The following is a 21937-nucleotide window of genomic DNA, read 5'->3' on the forward strand; positions in this document are numbered from 1 at the left end:
GCCAGCGACCTCACGGTCGTCCTCCCTCTTGGTTGCAAGCATCGTGGAGCATCACGGAAACCACCGATATGCCGGATACGGTAGCGGGGAGAGTAGGGATCACGCGCGACATCCGTCGGCAATCGCTTTCGCCACAGATGTGCACAAACCGACCAGGAAGGCACCTCCAGGGTGAGCATCGTCGTCGTACGGCGCCCAGAGCGCCGTCCCCCGCCCAAGCCCCCGCGAGGTGAGATCCTCCTGGAGTCTCCCCCGGAGATCCCCGAGGTGCAGCCGCAGGGACTGACCGGTCTGCTCACCTACCTGCCGATGGCCGCGGGCGCCGCCGGAATGGGCCTGATGTTCACCGCGGGCGGCACCGGAAGCCCGATCATGTACGTGGCCAGCGGCCTGTTCGCCGTCTCCATGATGGGCATGACCGCCGGTCAGCTCGGCCGCCAGTCGGGCGAGCGCAAGAACCGGCTGAACGGCCTGCGCAGGGACTACTTCCGCTACCTCGCCCAGGTCCGCAAGAAGGTACGGCGCGCCGCCAAGCAGCAGCGCGAGGCCCTCGAATGGAGCAGCCCCTCCCCCGACTCCCTGTGGTGGGTGGCCCTGGGTCCCCGGCTGTGGGAACGGCGCCCCCGCGACGACGACTTCGGCACCGTACGGCTCGGCACCGGGGTGCAGAAGCTCGCCATCCAGCTCATCCCGCCGGACTCCAAACCGGTCGAGGACCTGGACGCCCTGTCGGCGGGCGCGCTGCGCAGGTTCGTCAGGGCCCACTCGACGGTCTCCGAACTGCCGGTCGCCGTCGCCCTGCACTCCTTCGCGCGGATCAACCTGACCGGCGACCCGGTGGCCGTGCGCGAACTGGTCCGCGCGATGGTCGCCCAGACGGCCGTCTTCCACTCCCCCGACGACATGCGGATCATGGTGTGCGCGGGCGAGGAGTGGATGGCCCAGTGGGAGTGGATCAAGTGGCTGCCCCACGCGCTGCACCCCGAGGAGACCGACGCGGCGGGCCAGGTGCGGCTGATGACCGACAACCTGGCCGAGCTGGACCGGCTGCTCGGCGGGACGTTGAAGGAGCGGGCGCGGTTCAGGCCAGGCGCCTCGCCGGACGCGCTGCCGTACCACGTGCTGATCCTCGACGGCGGGCACGTGCCGCACGACTCACAGCTCGGCACGGACGCCATCCAGGGCGTCACCGTGATCGACCTGTCCGGCTCCGCGGGGCCGATCGAGGAGAAGAACACGCTGCGCATCGACGTGCGGCCGGAGGGCTTCTTCATGGTCAAGATCGACCACGCGGGCAAGCGCAGCTCGACCCGTCTGGGCGACCCGGACCGGCTGGACTTCCTGCGCGTGGAGGGCCTGGCCAGGCAGCTCGCCCCGTTGCGCGCCTCGACCGTCAAGGGCGGGGAGACCCAGGACGCGCTGTCGGTGAACACCTCGCTGACCGACCTGCTCGGGGTCGGTGAGCCGACCCTGCTGGACCCGGCGGTGACCTGGCGGCCGAGGGCGGGACGCAACCGGCTGCGGGTGCCGATCGGCCTGGGGGTCGACGGGCGCCTGGTCGAGCTGGACATCAAGGAGTCCGCCCAGGGCGGCATGGGACCGCACGGCCTGGTCATCGGCGCGACCGGTTCCGGCAAGAGCGAGCTGCTGCGCACGCTCGTGCTCGGCCTGGCCATCACCCACTCGTCGGAGATCCTGAACTTCGTCCTCGTCGACTTCAAGGGTGGCGCGACCTTCCTCGGCCTGGACACCCTCTCCCACGTCTCGGCGGTCATCACCAACCTTGAGGACGAGCTTCCCCTGGTCGACCGCATGTACGACGCGTTGCACGGCGAGATGGTCCGCCGCCAGGAGCTGCTGCGCGCCGCGGGCAACTACGCCTCCCTGCGCGACTACGAGCGGGCCCGCGAGCAGGGCGCCGACCTGGCGCCGATGCCGACGTTGTTCGTCGTCATCGACGAGTTCAGCGAGCTGCTGACCGCCAAACCCGAGTTCATCGAACTGTTCGTGATGATCGGACGGCTCGGCCGTTCGCTCGGCGTGCACCTGATGCTGGCCTCCCAGCGCCTTGAGGAGGGACGGCTGCGCGGCCTGGACACCCACCTGTCCTACCGGATCGGCCTGCGGACCTTCTCGGCCATGGAGAGCCGGGTCGTGCTCGGTGTCGCCGACGCCTACGAGCTGCCGTCGGCGCCGGGCAACGGCTACCTGAAGTTCGAGACGACCGGGATGACCCGGTTCAAGGCCGCCTATGTCTCCGGTTCCTACCAGCCCGACCCGCTGTCCTCCGTGGCGCGGGGCGGGGCGGCGGGCCTGCACCAGGTCGTCGAGTACGGTCCCGGCTTCGCCCCGGTCCCCGTCATCGAGGAGCCGCCCAAGGAGCTGACGACGGGGGAGATCCCCGTCGAGCGCGCCGCCGCCAGCCTGCTCGACCTGGTGGTCGGCAGGCTGGCCGGGCAGGGACCCCCCGCGCACCCGATCTGGCTGCCGCCGCTCGGTGACCCGCCGACCCTGGCCCACCTGCTTCCGCAGATCTCGGTCACCCCGCAGCTCGGGCTGAGCACGCCGAGCTGGGCGGGCCGGGGCAGGCTGCACGCCGTCATCGGCGTCATCGACAAGCCCTTCGAGCAGCGCAGCGACCCGTTCTGGCTGGACCTGTCGGGAGCCGCGGGTCATGTCGGCGTCGTCGGCGGCACGCAGAGCGGCAAGAGCACGGTCCTGCGCACCCTGATCACCGGCATGGCGCTCACCCACACCCCACGTGAGGCGCAGTTCTACTGCCTGGACTTCGGCGGTGGCTCGCTGGCCGCGCTTGAGGCGCTGCCGCACGTGGGCGGGGTGGCCAGCCGCCTGGACGGTGACCGGGTGCGCCGTACGGTCGCCGAGATCTCCGCGCTGCTCCAGCGGCGGGAACGTGACTTCGCCGAGCAGGGCATCGACTCGATCACCGCCTACCGGCAGCGGCTCGCGGAGGGGGCGGAGGGCGACGGCTACGGCGACGTGTTCCTCGTCGTCGACGGCTGGCTCACGGTCCGGCAGGACTTCGAGTCGCTCGAACCGGTCATCACCGACCTCGCCGCCCGCGGTCTCGGGTACGGCATCCACGTGGTGGCCGCGACCAACAAGTGGTCGGAGTTCCGGCCGGGCATCCGCGACCTGTTCGGCACCCGGGTCGAGCTGAAGCTCGGCGACGCCTACGAGTCGGAGATCAACCGCAAGTCGGCGCTGGCCGTGCCCGAGGGGGTTCCCGGGCGGGGACTCACCAAGGAGGGCCTGCACTTCCTGTCGGCGCTGCCGAGGATCGACGGTGTGCGCAAGGCCGACGACCTGTCGACGGGTGTGCGCGCGCTGGTCCACGCGATCAGGGACGCCTGGCAGGGGCCGCCCGCCCCGCCGGTCCGGCTGCTGCCCGCCGTACTGCCCGTCGGGACGCTGCCCGGCGTCGAGCAGACCGGGCGCGCCCGCATCCCGCTCGGCATCGACGAGGCGACCCTGTCGCCGGTGTTGCTCGACTTCGAGGCCGACCCACACTTCATCGTGGTCGGCGACACCGAGAGCGGCAAGTCGAACCTGCTGCGGGTCATCACCGAGGGACTGGTCGCCAGGCAGACGCCGCAGGAGGCCATGATGATCGTGATCGACTACCGGCGGTCGCTGCTGGACTCGGCGGCGACCGAGCACCGCATCGGCTACGCCGCGTCGAGCGCCGCCGCGACCGACCTGATCAACGACGTCCGCGGCGCGCTGCTCAAGCGGCTGCCCCCGGCCGACCTCACCCCGGAGCAGCTGCGGGACAGGAGCTGGTGGCAGGGCTGCGACCTGTACATCGTGGTGGACGACTACGACCTGGTCGCGACCTCCTCCAACCCGCTGCTGCCGCTGGCCGACCTGCTGCCGCAGGCCCGTGACATCGGTCTGCACCTGGTGATGTCCCGCGCGATGGGCGGTGTGGGCAGGGCGATGTTCGACCCGATCATCCAGCGGGTCAAGGACATGGCCAGCCCCGCGGTGATCCTGTCCGGCAACAAGGACGAGGGCTTCCTGTTCGGCAATGTCCGCGCCCATCCGCTGCCGCCGGGACGGGGTTACTACGTCGACCGCCGGTACGGCTCCCGCCTGACCCAGACGGCCTTCTTCCCACCTTCCGAGGAGACCTGATCGAACCCCGGTAATTGTCCTAATAAGGACACACTTATAGGTCAACCTGCGGATATATGAGGCGCGTCTCCTCGGTGTTCACCGTTCATCCCCACACGCTGGGAGCGCTCCTTGCTCAGACGTCTCGTGGTCTCCGCGGCCCTGACCGCCTCCGTGCTCGTGCCCACCACCGCCTCGGCCCTGGTGGCCGCCGCCGCGCCCGCGGGCGCGACGGTCTCGTGCACCTACCAGCGCTCGGGCAACCACTGGAACTGCGTCACCCCCGGCGCCTACTGCCCCGCCGCCGCCCACGGCAGGTACGGCTACGCCAAGGCCACCGGCCGTAAGTACACGTGCACGCGCTACCCCAACGGGCGGTGGCGCTGGAAGCGCGCCTGACCGAGGCACGGCGCCCCGCCCCACCGGCGGGGCGCCCGTCACACCGTCAACGGGAAACGGATTTATTTACAGAGAGTAACCACCGGCGTCCGAACCATATCTTTCACATATAAGATTTGGTTAATACCCGTGACGCAACCGCTCCCCCGTGGATCACATTTCCGTTACGTAACATCAGAATCCAGCCCATTTTCTTAGACTTTTTTCACACGGCGCCCCTAATGTTCGTGCGCATGGAAGAAACCAGCGCACCGAAACCGAACCGCCGACAGCTCCTCATCGCGGGCGGGGTCAGCATCGCCGCCGCCGGTCTGGGCACCGGCTACCTGGCCTCGACCGCGTCCGCGAGCACGACGGCCGGTGCCGCGCACACCCCCACCCCCACCGTCCCCACTCCCACGAGCAAGCTCTGCCTGCCGCTCTCCAAGGAGACCATCGAGGGGCCCTACTACCTGGACTACGACAAGTACCGTTCGAACATCACCGAGCACAAGCCCGGCGTCCCGCTGCTGCTGCGCATCCAGATCGTCGACTCGGAGAACTGCAGGCCGCTGCGCAACAAGGCCGTCGACATCTGGCACTGTGACGCGCTGGGCATCTACTCCAGCTACGAGAAGGCCTCCTCGGGTGACGGCCCCGGCTTCCCGACCGCGTTCCCCACCGCCTTCCCGACGGACATGCCCACCGGCGCCCCCGGCGGCGGCATGCACGCCGAGCCCGACAGCGACACCACCTACTTCCGCGGTTTCCAGATGACCGACAGGAACGGCTGGGTCACCTTCAGGAGCGCCTTCCCCGGCTGGTACATCGGCCGCGCGATCCACATCCACGTCAAGGTCCACGTCAACGGTGTCTTCCGGCACGGCGCCTACCTGGGCGGCAACGACTGCCACACCGGCCAGCTCTACTTCCCCGAGAAGCTGATCGAGGCCGTCTCCGTGCTGAGGCCGTACTCGACCAACACCAAGACCCGCACCACCAACGAGCAGGACATGCTCTACACCGGCGACACCACCGCCGACGGCATGCTCGACGTGCGCTACGACCCCAGGCACGTGGCCAGGGGCATCAGCGCCTCGATCACCCTCGGTGTCGACCCCGACGCCGTCCACGACGGTCAGGACTGGCCCGGCGGACCCTTCCCGCCGTTCCCCACCACGCCTCCCGGGACCCCGGCCCCCTCTCCGGCCCCCTGATCCCGCGCGGGTCGATCTCCACCCCCGGCACGCCGTACTTCCATCGGCGTGCTGGAGACCTCCCGGCCTCCTCGTGACCACACCGAGGGCCCGAACGTCTCCATTCCTGTCCGATCGGTCAGATCTGACCGATCGGACAGTTATCATTGGGGCATGGCACGTCCCCCTTCCGCTCTGCGTGAGCACATCCTGCGCTCGGCGCTGCGGTTGTTCTCCGACAGCGGTTACAAGGGCACCTCACTGCACGACATCGCCCAGGTCGCGGGCTGTTCGAAGGCGGCGTTGCTCTACCACTTCGCGAGCAAGGACGCGATCCTCACCGAACTGCTGACCCCGGCGGGCGAGGGCCTGGCCGCGCTGCGGACCCGGCTCGTCGGACTGGACGGTGAGCAGGCCGCGCGGGCGGCCGTCACCGGCTTCGTCGACCTGGCCCTGCGGTTCCGGCTGGAAGTCCGGATCCTGTTCCAGGACATCCCCACGATGACCGTCCACCCGGCGCTCGGCGCCGTCCCCGCCACCATCAGGCGGTTACTCACGGCACTGGCCGGGGGCTCGACCGCGCCCTCGGACACGATCGCCGCCTACATGGTCCTGGGCGCCGTCTCCGTCACCGCCGCCGACGATCTCGGCGTGCCCGAGGAGGTCCTGCGCGCCGAGATGATCCGCGGCGCGCTGCGCACCCTGGGCCGCGAGCCCGACCACCCCTGAACCACCCCGGACCGGCCCGGCCTCCGCCGGACGCCGGACCTCGCCTGAACGGACCCCTCCCCCTCCATGGCTGCTGTGCTGTACCGGCTCGGCCGGTTCTCCTTCCGCAGGCGCGGGCGCGTGCTCGCCGCCTGGCTCATCCTGCTCGCCCTGCTCGGCGGGGCCGCCGCCGCGTTCTCCGGGCCGACGACCGACGACTTCACCATGCCCGGCACCGAGTCCCAGCGTGCGCTGGACTCCCTGCGGCGGCAGTTCCCCCAGGCCGGCGGCACGACCGGCACCATCGTCGTCGCCGCGCCAGAGGGCGGCAAACTGGACCCGGCCGCCCTCGCGCCGATCGTGCGTGAGGCGGCGGCCGTACCCGGGGTGCTGGCCGCGATGGACCCCTTCCAGGTTGGCGCCGTCTCCCCCGACGGCCGCCACGCGCTGGTCCAGGTCCAGTTCGACAGCCCTCTCGACAAGATCACCGACGCCCAGCGCGCGGCCTACGAACGGGCCGGGGCCACCACCCCCGGCCTGCGGGTCGAGCACGGCGGCGAGATCATGAAGGCCGAGGTCGAGATCGGCTCGACCGAGGCGTTCGGCGTCCTGATCGCCGCCGTCGTCCTCGTCGTCACCTTCGGCTCCCTGGTCGCGGCGGGCATGACGCTGCTCAACGCCCTGATCGGCGTCGGCGCCGGGATGGCGGGCCTGTTCTCCCTGTCCGGCGTGGTCGAGCTGAGCAACGTCGCCCCCGTCCTGGCGCTGATGCTCGGTCTGGCCGTCGGGATCGACTACTCGCTGTTCATCACCTCCCGCTACCGCCAGTACCTGGCCGAGGGCATGGAGGCCGAGGAGGCCGCAGGACGGGCGACCGGCACCGCTGGATCGGCCGTCGTCTTCGCCGGGGCCACGGTCATCATCGCCCTGGCGGGCCTGGCCGTGGTCGGCATCCCGTTCCTGAGCGTCATGGGTCTGGCCGCGGCGGCGACGGTGGCTCTGGCCGTACTCGTCGCGCTGACCCTGCTGCCCGCCATCCTCGGCTTCGCCGGCGCGCGGGTGCTGCCCCGCAGGCAGCGCGCGGGTGCGGACACGGGCACCGGCGACGACCGCGAGGCCATGGGTTTCCGCTGGGGACGGCTCGTCACCCGTCTGCGCGTCCCGGTGCTGGTCGTCGCCGTCGTCGTGCTCGGCGCGCTGGCCCTGCCCGCCAGGGACATGCGCCTGGCGCTGCCCGACGCGGGCACCGCCGCCGAGGGCTCGACGGCCCGCGAGGCGTACGACCTGATCAGTGAGGGGTTCGGCCCCGGCTTCAACGGCCGTCTGATCGCCGTCGTCACCGGTGACGACGCCCAGGCGACCGCGAACGCCGCCAAGCAGGCCGCGGGCGCCATCCAGACCACCCCGGGAGTGCTCGCCGTCACCCCGCCGCAGGCCAACGCCCAGGGCACGACCGCGCTGCTGACCGTCATCCCCAAGACGGGTCCCGCCGACGCCGCGACCGAGCAGACCGTGCACGCCATCCGCGAGCGGATGAACGACATCCAGGGCGCCCGCGTCGCGCTCTCCGGCGTGACCGCGATCGGCATCGACATCTCGGCCAAGCTCGCCGACGCGATGCCCGTCTACCTGCTGCTCGTGGTCGGGCTGTCCATCCTGCTGCTCCTGCTGGTCTTCCGGTCGATCCTGGTCCCGCTGAAGGCCGCGCTCGGCTTCCTGCTCACGATCGGCGCCACGTTCGGCATCACCGTGGCCATCTTCCAGCAGGGGCACCTGGCGGACCTGCTCGGCGTCGGCAGGCCGGGGCCGCTGGTCAGCTTCCTGCCGATCCTGCTCATCGGCATCCTGTTCGGCCTGGCCATGGACTACGAGGTCTTCCTGGTCTCGCGCATGCGGGAGGACTTCGTCCACGGTGACACCGCCCAGCGGGCGACCGTGAACGGCCTGGGCCACAACGCCCGCGTCGTCACCGCCGCCGCGCTCATCATGACCTCCGTCTTCGGCGGCTTCGTCTTCATGCACGACCCGATCATCAAGTCCATGGGCTTCGCCCTGGCCGTCGGCGTGCTCATCGACGCCTTCGTCGTCCGCATGACGCTGGTTCCCGCCGTGATGTCCCTGCTCGGCCGCGCCGCCTGGTGGCTGCCCCGCCCCCTGGCCCGCGTGCTGCCCAACCTCGACATCGAGGGCGAGAGCCTCTCCCGGCGGCCGGAGGAGCCCGCACCGGCGGTGATCGGGGCCGGCTGAGCGGGATTCACCTGGAACGGACGGGAGGCCAGGCCGTGCGGCCGCTTGAGCTCGTCGCGCTCGCGACCACGACATTGTCGTTCCTCACCCTGGCGCTGCCACGGCTGCGCGGGATGAGGCCGGTGAACCACGTGCCGCCCGTCGCGCTCCTGGCCGCCGTGGCGCAGGTCGTCGTCGAGGGCGCGCGCTGGCAGCTGTTCCCCGCCTACGCGCTGGCCCTCTCGTTCTTCCTGGTGTGGTTGTGGGGACGGCGGCTCAGGGGCCTCCTCGGTGTGAGTCCCGGTGTCCTGGGACTCCTCGTCGCCCTCCCGCCACCCGTCGTCCTGCCGGTCTTCACCTTCCCCGAGCCCACGGGCCCGTACGGCGTCGGCACCGTGACGTACCACTGGACGGACACCTCCCGCCAGGAGACCTTCAGCGCCGACCCCGCCGCCCGCCGTGAGCTCATGACCCAGGTCTGGTACCCGGCCGCGCGCTCCTCCGGCGGGGAGCGCGCGGCCTACGCCGAGGGCGTCGAGGCGCTCGCTCCGGCGCTGGCCAGGATGATCGACCTGCCGTCGTTCACGTTCGACCACCTGCGGTACGTGACGACGAACGCGAGGGAGTCGGTGCCGGTGTCCGCCGGCGTCCATCCGGTCCTCGTGTTCCTTGAGGGCTTCAACGGCTTCCGCCAGATGAACACCTTCCAGGTGGAGGAGCTCGTCTCCCACGGATACGTCGTGGTCGCCGTGGACCACCCCTACATCGCGGCCTCGGTGACCTTCCCCGACGGCCGGCATGTCACCGGTTTCCGGAAGAACGAACTGAACGCCCTGGTACAGCAGAGCGTCAGCCCGTCGAGGACCGCCCCGACGTTCCAGGGCAGGTCCTATCCGGAGGGCATCGTTCCCTATCTCGTGCGGGACGTCTCCTTCGTCCTCGACCGGCTGACGGCGTTGAACGCCTCCGACCCCGAGCGCCTGCTGACCGGGAAACTGGACATGCGGCGGGTGGGCGCGTTCGGCGTGTCCCTCGGCGGCATCGTGGCCGGTGAGGCGTGCCGTACCGAGACACGGCTCGGCGCCTGCCTCGTCATGGACGCCCCGATGCCCGACGACGTCGTGTCCCCCGGGCTCGGGCGACCGGTGCTGTGGATCACGCGGGACGCGCGGACGATGCGGCAGGAGAAGTGGAACAAGGTGGACATCGTCCAGCACCAGACCTCCATGCGGACCGCGTTCGGCAACCTGAAGGGCGACGGCTACTTCGTCCAGGTGCCGGACATGTTCCATGTGAACCTGACGGACGTCCCCTCCTGGTCACCGCTGTTTCCGTACCTGGGGGTCACCGGCCCCGCCGACCCCGGGCGGGTGCACGAGATCGTGAACGCCTACTCGACGGCGTTCTTCGACAGGCATCTGCGCGGTTCTCGGGAACCCCTCCTCGATGGGCCGTCGGACCGCTACCCGGAGGTCGTCCTCCACCGTCGGCGACCCTAGGCACAGGTGGCCTGGTAGGGGTAGCCGGGGAAGTGAGTCGCCCATTCGGCCAGGTCGAGACCGTGACCCGCCCTCCGGCAGACCGTCCGCGCCGCGACTTCCAGATCGAGGTCGTAACGCCGCAGGGGAACGTGCTCACCCGCCACGTACAGGGTGTCACCGTCGATCGTCATCCCGGCGACGAATCCGACCGGGGTGGAGATGGGCGCACCGATCGGCTGCCAGGTGGCGGTGTCCCACAGCTGTACCGTGCCGTTCGCCATCCCGGCGGCGAGAACGCTCCCGTCTGCGGAGAAGGCCAGGGAGCTGACCCAGTCCGAGGCGTACGGCGAGGCGGGGATCAACGTGCCCAGCTGGCGCCGTACGGTGCCGTCCCACAGAGTGGTCTGTCCCGTCTGGTCACCGACGGCCAGGAATCTGCCGTCGGCGCTGAAGGTCAGCACGCTGGCCGGATGGAAACCGTTCGCGCGCACGACGGCGCGGTCGGAGACGAGATCGGTGACCTGCCCTCCGGAGGTGACCAGCAGCCGCCCGTCGGGGGCCAGGGCGATCTCGCCGCTGACGCCGGGGACGGTGGCGGTGGCGGCGCCCCGTTTCAGGTCCCACAGGGTGAGCGAGCCGTTCATGGGCGGCTCGCTGATCAGCAGGGTGCCCGAGTCCCAGGTGTAGGCGAGAGACCCGGCACTGGCGAAGGGCCCGAACCTGCCGACGACGCGCTGACCGGCGAGGTCCCACACCTGGACGCTGAAGGGTTTGACATAGGTGTCGCCGTACGCCAGGCCCTTTCCATCGGGCCGGAACGCCGCCGTCATATGGCATTCCGGCATGTCGGAGTTCAGTGCCTTGCAGGGGACCGGAGAGGGGCCGGGAAGCCGTCGTCCGGTCCTGGTGTCACGGAGCTCGACCCGGTTCGCGTAGACGGTGGCGAGTGTGTTCCCGTCAGGGCTGAAGAACGCCGACAGGGCGCTCGCGTTCTGCCATCCGGCGTCGACGACGGAGTTCAGCTTCAGCGTCCTGACGGTCGCGGGCCATGAGCCCGCGTTGGGCGAACCGGCGAGATAACGCACCCAGTCGGCGGCCGGATCGACTCTGATGTCGAAGGCGTGCTCGCCGGCCAGCGGGTGACGGAACAACGCGGTGTCCAGCGCGCCGACCCTCCACACGAGGAGTTCGTCGGAGTTGGCCGTCGCGAAGAAGGCGCCGTCCTCGCTGAAACCGATCTCGCTCACGCCCGGTTCCCTGACGGCGGGGAGTTCCCTGCCCGACGGCAGCTCCCAGAGCCGGACCTCCGCGTCTGCGGCCATCAGCAGCCGTCGCCCGTCGGGCGACAGGTACAGGCGCTCCTCGCCGCACTGCTTGGCGGAGAGCGTGGGCATATGGGGAACGTCCAGCTCGCGGCCGGTCCTGAGGTCCCACACCCGCACCGGCCCGCCGGGAACGCAGAGCGCCATCGTGGTGTCGTCGGCGCTGAGTGTGGCGTCCGGGACACCCACCTCGGCCATGGAGCGTCCGTCCCTCGCCGCCCTCATCGCCATCAGGATGGACGGCCGCTCGCGTATCCGCTGGGCGGTCCTTCCCTTCCTGGGGGTTCGCACCTGCGCGATCAACCGCCCGACGGCGGCGTCCCAGACGCGGACGCGATAGTGGGAGCCGTCCGCGTGGTAGGTGATGAGACGCTGTCCGCTCGGGGCCAGCTCGACGCCCTGGTTGGCACCGTCGAGAGACTTCGGGTCGCGCCGACCGGTTGTCACGTCCCACAGCCTCACCCCGCTCACCTTGGAGGAGACGTCGGAGAGGAGGGGCAGCCAGCGAGGGCTTTCCCGATCCTCCTTCGTGACGGGCGAAACCGGTGTGGTCGTGATGGCCCGGTGGGTTTCCACGTCCCAGCGGACGGCCCGGTCCGCACCCAGGCTGTACAGGGAGCGGCCGTCGGGGCTGAGCCTGCGCATGGTCTCCGCCCCGGTGTCCGGATCGGTGAACACCTCCTGCTGAGCCTGGAGGCTGGCCGTACGGAGGTTCGCCCGCGTCTCGGGAAGGTCGGCCAGGCGCCAGGCGGCCAGGCTGAGCCGCATGGACAGCTGCGGGTCGGTCTGACGCAGGCCCGCGGCGATCCCGGCGGCCCGGCGGGCCTGCGCCTCGCGCTCCTGCCGGTCGCGGATGAGGTTCTGCTGCCAGGCCAGCAAGCCTGTGATCATCACGACGGTCGTCAGCACACCGATGAGGGAATTGCGCAGCCTGCTCCTGCGGCGTTCGCCGCGGCGCCCCGCCGTACTGGCGGCGAGGAAGTCCCGCTCCAGCGGGGTGAGCTCCTCGGCCCGCTCGGCGAGGTGCCTGCGCGCCAGCGACAGGCGCAGCCCCCGGTAGAGGCCTCCGGGGTCGCGGGCGTGCGCCTGCCAGGCGTCGGCCGCCTCGGTGAGGCGGCGGTGCACGCGCAGGCGTTCCCGGTCCTCCTCGACCCAGGAGCGCAGCCGGGGCCAGGCGGTCAGCAGCGCCTCGTGCGCCAGGTCGGCCGTTTCGTCGTCGAGGGTGATCAGACGGGCACACGCCAGCCGTTCCAGCAGCAGTGGGCTGGGATCGTTCCGGCATCCGGTGACCAGTTCGGCGCACGCGGCCGGGCGCCGGGTGTCCTGGGCGCCCGCCTCTCCCGGGGTGACCAGGCGCAGCAGCAGGTGGCGCAGCCGTTCCCGCTGCTCGGGGGTGAGTTCCTCGTAGAGTTCCTCCGAGGTGCGGGCGACGGCGCCGCTGATGCCCCCCGCCGCCTCGTACGCCTCGACGGTCAGGGCCTTGCCGTGGTGACGCCGCCAGGTCTCCAGCAGGGCGTGCGACATCAGCGGCAGCCCGCCGGGCTGCCCGGCGACCTCGTCGAGGATCCGGTTGGTCAGTTCGCGTTGCACGATCAGGCCCGCCGCCGCGGCGGGTTTGACGATCGCCTCACGCAGTTCGGCCGGGCTCATCGGGCCGACCGGGACGGTGGCGTCCCTGACGGCCTCGACCAGGTCCGAATGGTGGGTGAACTGGCCGAAGAAGTCGGCGCGTACGGCCAGCACCACCCGGGTGCGCCGGTCGTCGCCTCCCGCGGCCACCAGCGCGTCGATGAAACTCCGGCGCTCGGCCGGGTCCTCGCACAGGGTGAAGGTCTCCTCGAACTGGTCGATCACGAGTACGTCGGCGGCGTCACCGGGCAGTCGCGGGTGCGCACCCGGTGTCAGGACCCGTACGGCGCGCCCGCGCAGGGCCGGCACCAGCCCCGCGCGCAGAAGAGAGGACTTGCCGCTTCCCGAAGGGCCGACGACCAGCACGAACCGGTGGGCCTCCAGCAGCGTGACCAGCCGTTCGACCAGCGCCGACCGGCCGAAGAAGTAGGCCTGGTCCTCGGTCTCGAACCTCGCCAGCCCCCGGTACGGCGCCCGCGCGGTCTCGCCGTTCCTGGCCGCGTGTTCCCGCTGGGCGGCGCGGGCCTCCTCCCACCTGGCCCGCCACTCCTGAGTGTCCCCGTCGCACGCCTCGACGTAGGCCAGCGCGACCGGCAGGGTCGGCATTCTGTCCCCGGCCGCGGCCTGGGCCAGCGTGGCGGCCGAGAAATGCGCGCGCGCCGCCATGGCGCGGTAGGTCGGGCCGCCCGCCTCCTCCCGTAATTTGCGTAACTCCACGGCGAATGCGGCCGCCGGACCATCGGTGGGATCGACCGGCCGTTCCCGGCGCCCTGCGCGTTCCCCCAACTTACTCTCCCCGAATGTGACCAATTCCCATCAGACACACCAAACCAGCACAAAATACATAGCCAAACCAGGGCAATCAAGCTTGTTCAGAGTGACGCACGAGGGTTCCAGACAATTCCCGATCCGCCAAGACTTGCAGTCGTAAGCCCCCCGGCCTGCGACAACGTCACGACCGGGATATCCGATGTGCTTCGCCCGGCGCGCCATTCGTTTTCGAACACACCCGCGCCCCAGAGGCAATGCGACGAAAGAAACACACATGCACAAGAAGATCATGATCGGCCTGGTGGCGCTCGCCGGCGCCGCCGCACTGATCGCGGGGCCCGCCGCCGGCGCGGCCACAACGGCGAGCGGCACGGCCGGCAGCGCGGCGGCCTGCAACGTCCAGCACGAGCCGTGGTACACCATCGGCGGATACCGTCACGTCCGCCTCCAGAACGAGTGCAACTCGAAGAAGACGGTGTGCATCGCCATTCCCGACCGGCCCGCCTGGTTCCCCATCCCCCGCTACACCCTCAACGCCTATGAGTGGCGTGACGTCGCCTACGCCCCCACCTCGATCAACCAGGGCAGCAGCGTCTATTACTGCTAGGCCGTGTCACCGCTCCTCACCAGCACACATTTCAGTGAAGGGGAAAACATGATGGCAAGAACCAGGATCGCCGCCGCGGCCGTTATCGCGGCGCTCGCGTTCACCGGCACCGGAATGACGGCCGGCGCGGCCTCCGCCTCCTCAACCGGCGCGGCGGCCTGTGGCGTCCAGCACGGGGAGTGGTACTCCTCGGGCACCACCCACAAGGTGGACGTCTACAACGAGTGCAGCACCGGAAAGTACGTGTGCGTCGAGATCCCCTATTGGGCGGACTACGGCCCCAAGTACATACCTGGCCGGACCACCGTCACGCTGCTCTACGCTCCCATCGTCGCGCCTGAGGGAAGGTCCATCTACTACGCCGCGTCCTCCAGCAGCTGTTAGAACGCCGACCCGCGCGAGGCGTCCGGCCTCGCGCGGGAACCGGTACCGGAAGGGGTGGCCGAGCGCACGGGCGAGGACGGCTCACCGCCGCCCGGGGTGCCGGTGGCCGAGGTCATGGCGGGCCGCAACAGGGGCCGGACCCGCCAGACCCCCGGGCCGCGGCACCGGCGGCCGCCCCGGCGCGATGAGAACGGCCCCGCGTGAGTGGCCGATCGACATGCGCGGCGACGGACAGATTCGGCGAGGCGGGCCCGCCTCCCCATGAAATTGACGGGCTTTGTCAGAAAGACCAGGGAACAGGCGATTGATTTACGGTTCTTTCCGTTCTCGTTGCCGCCGAACGAAGGCCTGAACCGGTGGCCACCAAGAAGATCAAATTGTGCGCCTCAAAGGGCACAGGGGAACCACCGAGGACAACGCGAGGAAACCTGATCCATGAATGTCAAACGCCTCATGTTCACCGCCGCCGTCGCCGCCGCCTCACTGCTGGGCGGTCTACCGGCCTCGGGCGCGCAGGCGGACGACGCCCTGCTGACGACGACCCCGTCGGTCGTCTCCCCCACCGCCGGTGGCGACGTCGCCTTCGCCGTCGAGGGCCGGTCCTTCCCCTCCCTGATCAAGGTCGCCGTCAACAGCACGTCGCTGAACTCCTCGTGTGAGGACACCAACCTCAGGCGGGTCGTCCTGCGGGCCGACCGCAACGGCTACTTCAACCTCGTCGGGGCGGCCCGTGGGTGCGTCAGCGGCGTCTACCGGGTCGAGGCCACCGAGCTTGAGTCGCCCTACCGCACCTACTCCGCCAGAGTGACCATCGGCCATCCGCTGCCCGGCACCGGTGTCCCCGCGCTCAGGACCACCCCGGCGACCGCCGACGCCGACGGCGACATCGCCTTCGTCGTCAACGGCTACGGCTTCGCCGAGAAAGGCTACGTCCGGTTCACCAGCAACGGCCTGAACGAGGCCTGCATCGCCACCAGTCTCAGGGACGGCACCCGGCTCAGGGCGGACAACAACGGCCGCTTCGCGCTGCCCGTGCTGGGCAGGGGGTGCGTCCCCGGCCGCTACCAGATCGAGGCCACCGAACTGGTGACGCCGTACAGGACCTACACCACCACGGTCGCGATCACCCCGGCCAAGTAGCCCACCTCGGGCGGCCCTCACCCGGTGCCGGGAGGGCCGCCCCGACACATTGAGCGATCTGCCCCTTATGATCGATTAGCCGGTCTCGCATAGGGGGTAGAAGTGGCGGGGATCGACTACAGCTACGACGCGCTTGAGCAGTGCCGTACGACCGTGCACGAACTGATGAAGAACTTCGGCGAACTGGGTGGTCCGTATCCGGCCAAGACGACCGACTCCACCATCTTCGGCAGGCTGACCGACTCATCCGCCCTGGCCGAGTTCCTCGACGGGATCGAGAAGACGGTCGACGGGGAGCTGACGAACGTCACCGGCAAGCTCAAGGACGTCGAGCGCGCCCTGAACGACATCGAGGACAACGTCCGTACGGCCAACCGCGCGGGCGGGGAGCGGTGACCGCGGACACGACCGAGGCGATCTCCGGTCTCCCCGGCGGCGGTACGCTCTCCGACCTCCTGAACAAGGTGAACGCCGACGCCGACGCCGTCAGCGCCGTCGCGACCCGCTGGCGTGGTACGGCGGGCAAACTCAACGAGCACGCCGGGCGGCTCGGCACCGTCGTCAACGCGGTCAACGACGCCTGGCAGGGCGAGTCCGCGGACGCCTTCGACACCTACATGCGCAAGTACGGCCGCGCCGCGGAGGCCCTGCACGACGCGCTGGCGGGCTGCGCCAACACCCTCGACACGGCGGCCGGGGTGCTGCGTGGCGCGGAGGCGAAGGTCCGCTCCATCTGCTCGACCCTCCTCGACGACGTGTCCGCCTACCGCACGGCCAACCCGAAGGCCGAGGAGAAGGACCTGCAGCCGCACATCACCTCGCTGGTGAACGGCGCCGTCACCGGAGCCCGCCCCCACATGGAGGCCGCCGACAAGGCCGTCACCCAGGCGCTGGCCGCCGTCAAGAAGCACATGGCCGAAAGGAAGATCTCCTTCGCCGACATCCCGGCCCCCCTCGACCAGACGTTCGTACCGGGCGCCGGCCGTACGGTCGTGTGGGAGAGGACGGTCGGCTACCGGCCGCACCTCGCGCCGCACGGCGACACCGGGACACCGAACCCGGCCTCCTCAGGAGGTTACGGGCCGAGCGGCGCGCCCCCGCCCGGTGGCGGCCCCGCGCCGACCGGGAAGCTCAAGGAGTGGATCGACCAGGCGCTGGAGATCCTCAGGTCCCACGGCTACCCGCCGGAGAAGATGAACCCCGCCGACATCGCCATGATCATCCAGCACGAGTCGGGCGGCAACCCGCACGCGATCAACCTCTGGGACTCCAACGCCGCCGCGGGCACTCCGTCCAAGGGGCTGATGCAGACCATCGACCCGACCTTCGGCAGCTACAAGCTGAGCGGGTACGACGACATCTACAACCCGGTCGACAACATCATCGCCGGGGTCCGCTACGCGATCAGCCGTTACGGCTCGGTCTCGAACGTGCCCGGCGTCGTCGGCGCCAAGACCGGCACCGGCTACGTCGGCTACTGAGCGGCCTGCCTAGGCTGGGACGATGAAGCTGACGAAGTTCACGCACGCGTGTGTCCGCCTTGAGAAGAACGGCTCGGCCCTGGTGATCGACCCCGGGGCCTTCAGCGAGGAGTCCGCCCTCCAGGGGGCGCGGTCCGTGCTCATCACCCACGAGCACTTCGACCACGTGGAGGTGGAACGGCTGCGCGGGGCGGCCGAGGCCGAGCCGTCACTGGAGATCTGGACCAACGAGGCCGTGGCGGCCGACCTGACCGACGTCCCGGCCAAGATCCACGTCGTACGGCACGGCGACACCTTCGACACGGCGGGCTTCGCCGTACGGGTCGTCGGAGAGTGGCACGCCCCCAACCACCCGGACGCGCCGATCGTGAGCAACGTCGGTTTCCTGGTGGACGAGGAGGTCTTCTACCCCGGCGACGCGTTCACCCCGCCGGCGGCCGAGGTCCCCACCCTGCTCGTGCCGACCAACGCGCCGTGGCTGAAGCTCTCCGAGACGGTGGACTACCTCCGCCAGGTCCGCCCGGCCAGGGCCTTCTCCACCCATGACGGCCTGCTCAACGACGTCGGCCTCGGCCTCGTCGACAGGTGGCTGGCGATGGAGGCCGACAAGCAGGGGGCGGAGATCCGCCGCCTCGCGCCGGGTGAGTCCGTCACCCTGTCCTAGCCGGGGGTCCGGCCCTACCGTGGGAGGCGACGTGATCTCCCCGGCGAGAGGAAGGGCGGCATGGACCCCAAGGAGCTCCGGCGGCGGTTCGAGACTCTGACCACCGCGCATCTGACGGACGGCTGCCTGCGCGCCGGGGTTGCGGTGCGCTGCGCCCCGGCGGGCACCCGTTCCGCGGTGCCCGGTGGCCGTCTGGCCGGACGGGTGTGCCCGGCCAGGCACGCGGGCAGCGTCGACGTCTTCCTTGAGGCGTGCGAGCTGTCCGCGCCCGGTGACGTGCTCGTCGCCGACAACGGGGGACGGCTCGACGAGAGCTGCATCGGTGACCTCGTGGTCCTTGAGGCCCGGGCCGCCGGGCTCGCGGGGGTCGTGATCTGGGGGCTGCACCGCGACACGGCCGACATCCGGGCGATCGGGCTGCCGGTCTTCAGCCTGGGTTCGATCCCGACCGGCCCCCTGAGCCTGAACGAGCGTCCTGAGGGCGCGCTGGAGTTCGCCGCCGTCGGGGAGTGGACGGTCGGCCCCGACGACCTGGTCCTCGGCGACGACGACGGCGTGATCTTCATCCCGGCCGGACGCGCCGAGGAGGTGTTCACCCGCGCCGAGGCGATCCGCGACGTCGAACGGCGTCAGGCCGACCGCATCCACGCGGGCACCTCACTGCGCGAGCAGGTGGCCTTCGGCGCCTACCTGGCAGGACGCGCCGAAGACCCCTCCCTGACCTTCCGCGCCCATCTGCGCGCGGTCGGCGGAGCCATCGAGGAGTGACCTTCGCCTCCCGCGAAGGTCACACGGCCCTGGCGATCGTGGCGGACCCGATCACGGTGTCCTCCAGGTAGAACACGGCGGCCTGGCCCGCCGCGACCCCGGTCGCGGGGGTGTCCAGGGCGACGTGGACCTCCTCGCCGGACACCTGGATGCGGCAGCCGTACACCTCACCGTGGGCCCGGAGCTGGACCGTGCAGGCCAGCGGCTCGTACGGCTCGGCGACGGGCCCGTTCCACACCGGGCGCACGGTCTCGACGGAGGTGACCTCAAGGGCCGAGCGTGGCCCGACGGTGACCGTGTTGGAGACCGGCTCGATGGACAGCACGTAGCGCGGGCGCCCGTCGGGGGCGGGCCGGTCGATGTGCAGGCCCTTACGCTGGCCGACCGTGAAGCCGTAGGCGCCCTCGTGGCTGCCGACCACCTCGCCCGAGGCGTCCACGATCGGCCCGGGGGCCGTGCCGAGACGCCTTTCGAGGAAGCCCCGGGTGTCGCCGTCGGCGATGAAGCAGATGTCGTGGCTGTCGGGCTTGTCGGCCACCATGAGCCCGCGCCTGGCGGCCTCCTCGCGCACCTGGGCCTTCGTCGAGTCGCCCAGCGGGAACATCGCGTGGCCGAGTTGTTCCCTGGTGAGCACGCCGAGCACGTAGGACTGGTCCTTGCCCTCGTCGGGGCTGCGGCTGAGCACGCCGTCCACGAGCCGGGCGTGGTGGCCGGTGGCCACGGCGTCGAAGCCGAGCGCGAGGGCCCGGTCGAGGACCGCCTCGAACTTGATCTTCTCGTTGCAGCGCAGGCACGGGTTGGGCGTACGGCCCGCGGCGTACTCGCTGACGAAGTCCTCGACCACGTCGCGTTGGAACCGTTCGGCCATGTCCCAGATGTAGAAGGGGATGCCGATCACGTCGGCGGCCCTGCGGGCGTCCCGGGAGTCCTCGATCGTGCAGCACCCTCTGGCGCCGGTGCGATGCGACTGCGGGTTCGCGGACAGGGCGAGGTGGACGCCGGTGACATCGTGACCGGCCTCGGCGGCGCGGGCCGCCGCCACCGCTGAGTCGACGCCGCCGGACATGGCGGCAAGCACGCGAAGTCTCATAACACCCTTGAGCGTACCCGCGTGGGAGCCCTCTCCGCCGGGCCGGGCGGCGCCGTCAGATCAGGCCCGCCCGGCGGGCGCGCTCGACGACGCCCGCGATGACGCCGGTGACCCTGTCCACATCGGACGGCGTCGAGGTGTGCCCGAGGGTGAAACGCAGTGAACCCCGTGCCCTGACCGCGTCGGCGCCCATGGCGAGCAGGACGTGGGAGGGCTGGGCGACGCCCGCCGAGCACGCCGAGCCCGTCGAGCACTCGACCCCCTTGGCGTCCAGGAGCATGAGCAGCGCGTCGCCCTCGCAGCCGGGGAAGGAGAAGTGCGCGTTGCCGGGGAGCCGGTTGGCCGGATCTCCGTTGAGGATCACATCGGGTACGGCCTGGCGGATCCTGGCGACCAGGTCGTCGCGGAGCGCGGTCAGCCGGGCGGCGGTCTCGGCCTGCCGGGCGACCGCGAGCCGTACCGCGGCGGCCATGCCCGCGACCGAGGGGGCGTCGAGGGTGCCGGAGCGCACGTCGCGCTCCTGCCCGCCGCCGTGCAGCACGGGGACCGGGTCGATCCCCCTGGCCAGCAGCAGCGCGCCGGTGCCCATCGGGCCGCCGACCTTGTGCCCGGAGAGCGTGAGGGCGTCGACCCCCGAGTCGGCGAAGACGACGGGAAGCTGCCCGATGGCCTGGACGGCGTCGGTGTGGAAAGGGATGCCGTGGTCGCGGGCGATCGCGGCGAGCACCCTGACGGGCTGTATGGTGCCGACCTCGTTGTTGGCCCACATGACGCTGACCAGGGCGACGCTGCCGGGGTCGCGCTCGATGGCGGCGCGCAGGGTGTGCGGGTGCACCCTGCCGTACTCGTCCACCTCAAGGGACTCCACGACGGCGCCCTGGTGGTCGCCGAGCCAGTGGGCCGGGTCGAGCGCGGCGTGGTGCTCGACGGCGCTGATCAGGATGCGGTTGGCGCCCTTGGCCCTGCGCGACCAGTAGAGGCCCTTGATGGCGAGGTTGTCGGCCTCGGTACCGCCCGAGGTGAACACGACCTCGCTGGGCCGGGCGCCGAGCGCCTCGGCGATGCTCTCGCGGGCCTCCTCGACGACCTGGCGCGTACGGCGGCCCGCGGTGTGCAGTGACGACGCGTTGCCGACCCGCCCCAGCTGAGCCGTCATCGCCTCTACCGCTTCGGGAAGCATCGGCGTGGTCGCCGCGTGATCGAGATAGGCGGACTCCACTGCCGCACTTCCCTTCCCCAGATCGTTTGTCCCTTCCAAGGGTATCCGTGCCCGGCGGGAAGCCCATCCTCGGTTTGACCACTGTACCGTCCGGACGGTACAGTCCTCTGCATGAGGCGGGAGGAGTTGCTGGACGCGGCGGAGAGTCTGCTGTGCGACCAGGGCTCCCAGGCGCTCACCCTGGCGGCCGTCGCCGAGCGCGCGGGCTGCAGCAAGGGCGGGCTGCTCTACCACTTCGCCACCAAGGAAGCCCTGATCAAAGGCATGGTCGAGCGGCTGATCGAAGACTTCGACCAGCTCGTCGCCACCCAGGGCCACGACACCTACACAAAGAACTATCTGCACGCCACCTTCGCCGCCGTGCGCAGTGGCAGGCTGCGACGCTGGGCCGTGGTCACCGGCGCCTCGGGCAACCCCTATCTGCTCGCCCCCCTGCGTGAGGCGATGGCCCGCTGGCACCGTGAGGGGCTCGACACCGAGCCCGACCCCACGACCGCCCAGATCGTGCGGCTCGCCTGTGAGGGGCTGTGGGACGTGGCCACCCACGACCCCGCCCTCTACGACGACGAGCGCCACGCCGAGCTGAAGCGGCGTCTGCTGGCCCTGCTGCCCGCCTGACGGCCGGGCTCCCGCGCCGCCCACGGCGCTCGCGCTCCCCCAAGAACACTGGCGGGGGGGGGCCCCGGGGGGGGGGGCCCCCCGGGGCCCCCCCGAGCCCCGCGGAACGCCCCGCGGC

Annotated in this window: 17 protein-coding genes; 14 read left to right on the plus strand and 3 right to left on the minus strand. The window is 70.7% G+C overall.

What is annotated here, in order from left to right:
* The first annotated feature begins 171 nt into the window (after positions 1–171).
* From eccCa to ABZ463_RS08185, 6 genes are all read left to right on the plus strand, one after another.
* Positions 172–4158 carry a type VII secretion protein EccCa gene (gene eccCa, locus ABZ463_RS08160; protein ID WP_362774246.1) on the plus strand — a complete coding sequence of 1329 codons (3987 nt, stop codon included), beginning with the start codon at positions 172–174 and terminating at the stop codon, positions 4156–4158.
* 111 nt (positions 4159–4269) lie between these two features.
* Positions 4270–4536, plus strand: a complete 267-nt coding sequence (locus ABZ463_RS08165; protein ID WP_352010193.1) for a hypothetical protein — start codon at positions 4270–4272, stop codon at positions 4534–4536.
* 233 nt (positions 4537–4769) lie between these two features.
* On the plus strand, positions 4770–5732 hold the full coding sequence (locus tag ABZ463_RS08170; protein ID WP_362774250.1) for an intradiol ring-cleavage dioxygenase: 963 nt from the start codon (positions 4770–4772) through the stop codon (positions 5730–5732).
* A 153-nt stretch (positions 5733–5885) separates the two neighbouring features.
* Positions 5886–6440, plus strand: coding sequence for a TetR family transcriptional regulator (locus ABZ463_RS08175; RefSeq protein WP_352010191.1), 555 nt, complete (start codon positions 5886–5888; stop codon positions 6438–6440).
* A 66-nt stretch (positions 6441–6506) separates the two neighbouring features.
* On the plus strand, positions 6507–8666 hold the full coding sequence (locus ABZ463_RS08180; RefSeq protein WP_362774253.1) for an MMPL family transporter: 2160 nt from the start codon (positions 6507–6509) through the stop codon (positions 8664–8666).
* 35 nt (positions 8667–8701) lie between these two features.
* Entirely contained in the window at positions 8702–10144 is a 1443-nt protein-coding gene (locus ABZ463_RS08185; protein WP_362774256.1) for a hypothetical protein, read from the plus strand.
* Here the strand turns inward: ABZ463_RS08185 and ABZ463_RS08190 are convergent.
* Positions 10141–13863 carry a hypothetical protein gene (locus ABZ463_RS08190; protein WP_362774259.1) on the minus strand — a complete coding sequence of 1241 codons (3723 nt, stop codon included), beginning with the start codon at positions 13861–13863 and terminating at the stop codon, positions 10141–10143. The two genes, ABZ463_RS08185 and ABZ463_RS08190, sit on opposite strands and share 4 nt — an antisense overlap.
* Before the next feature lie 259 nt (positions 13864–14122).
* Between ABZ463_RS08190 and ABZ463_RS08195 the strand changes: the two genes are divergently transcribed.
* From ABZ463_RS08195 to ABZ463_RS08225, 7 genes are all read left to right on the plus strand, one after another.
* On the plus strand, positions 14123–14455 hold the full coding sequence (locus ABZ463_RS08195) for a hypothetical protein (protein ID WP_362774262.1): 333 nt from the start codon (positions 14123–14125) through the stop codon (positions 14453–14455).
* Between the two features lie 48 nt (positions 14456–14503).
* Complete coding sequence (locus ABZ463_RS08200) at positions 14504–14839, plus strand: hypothetical protein (protein WP_352010186.1); 336 nt, start codon at positions 14504–14506, stop codon at positions 14837–14839.
* Between the two features lie 435 nt (positions 14840–15274).
* A complete protein-coding gene (locus tag ABZ463_RS08205; protein WP_362774265.1) occupies positions 15275–15979 on the plus strand; it encodes a hypothetical protein in 705 nt (234 codons plus the stop codon).
* A gap of 102 nt (positions 15980–16081) precedes the next feature.
* A complete protein-coding gene (locus ABZ463_RS08210; protein ID WP_352010184.1) occupies positions 16082–16375 on the plus strand; it encodes a hypothetical protein in 294 nt (97 codons plus the stop codon).
* Positions 16372–17460 carry a WXG100 family type VII secretion target gene (locus ABZ463_RS08215; protein WP_362774268.1) on the plus strand — a complete coding sequence of 363 codons (1089 nt, stop codon included), beginning with the start codon at positions 16372–16374 and terminating at the stop codon, positions 17458–17460. The genes ABZ463_RS08210 and ABZ463_RS08215 overlap by 4 nt, the downstream gene beginning before the upstream one ends.
* Before the next feature lie 22 nt (positions 17461–17482).
* A complete protein-coding gene (locus ABZ463_RS08220; protein WP_362774271.1) occupies positions 17483–18124 on the plus strand; it encodes an MBL fold metallo-hydrolase in 642 nt (213 codons plus the stop codon).
* 60 nt (positions 18125–18184) lie between these two features.
* Complete coding sequence (locus tag ABZ463_RS08225; protein WP_352010181.1) at positions 18185–18892, plus strand: RraA family protein; 708 nt, start codon at positions 18185–18187, stop codon at positions 18890–18892.
* A 19-nt stretch (positions 18893–18911) separates the two neighbouring features.
* Here the strand turns inward: ABZ463_RS08225 and mnmA are convergent, their stop codons facing one another.
* Both mnmA and ABZ463_RS08235 read right to left on the minus strand, forming a co-directional pair.
* Positions 18912–19982 carry a tRNA 2-thiouridine(34) synthase MnmA gene (gene mnmA, locus ABZ463_RS08230; RefSeq protein WP_362774276.1) on the minus strand — a complete coding sequence of 357 codons (1071 nt, stop codon included), beginning with the start codon at positions 19980–19982 and terminating at the stop codon, positions 18912–18914.
* A 55-nt stretch (positions 19983–20037) separates the two neighbouring features.
* Complete coding sequence (locus ABZ463_RS08235) at positions 20038–21201, minus strand: cysteine desulfurase family protein (protein WP_362774279.1); 1164 nt, start codon at positions 21199–21201, stop codon at positions 20038–20040.
* A 111-nt stretch (positions 21202–21312) separates the two neighbouring features.
* On the opposite strand from ABZ463_RS08235, the gene ABZ463_RS08240 reads away from it, so the two are divergent.
* Positions 21313–21819, plus strand: coding sequence for a TetR/AcrR family transcriptional regulator (locus tag ABZ463_RS08240; protein ID WP_352010178.1), 507 nt, complete (start codon positions 21313–21315; stop codon positions 21817–21819).
* The last annotated feature ends 118 nt before the right edge of the window (positions 21820–21937 follow it).

Source organism: Streptosporangium sp. NPDC020145, assembly GCF_040631275.1.
Classification (GTDB): domain Bacteria; phylum Actinomycetota; class Actinomycetes; order Streptosporangiales; family Streptosporangiaceae; genus Streptosporangium.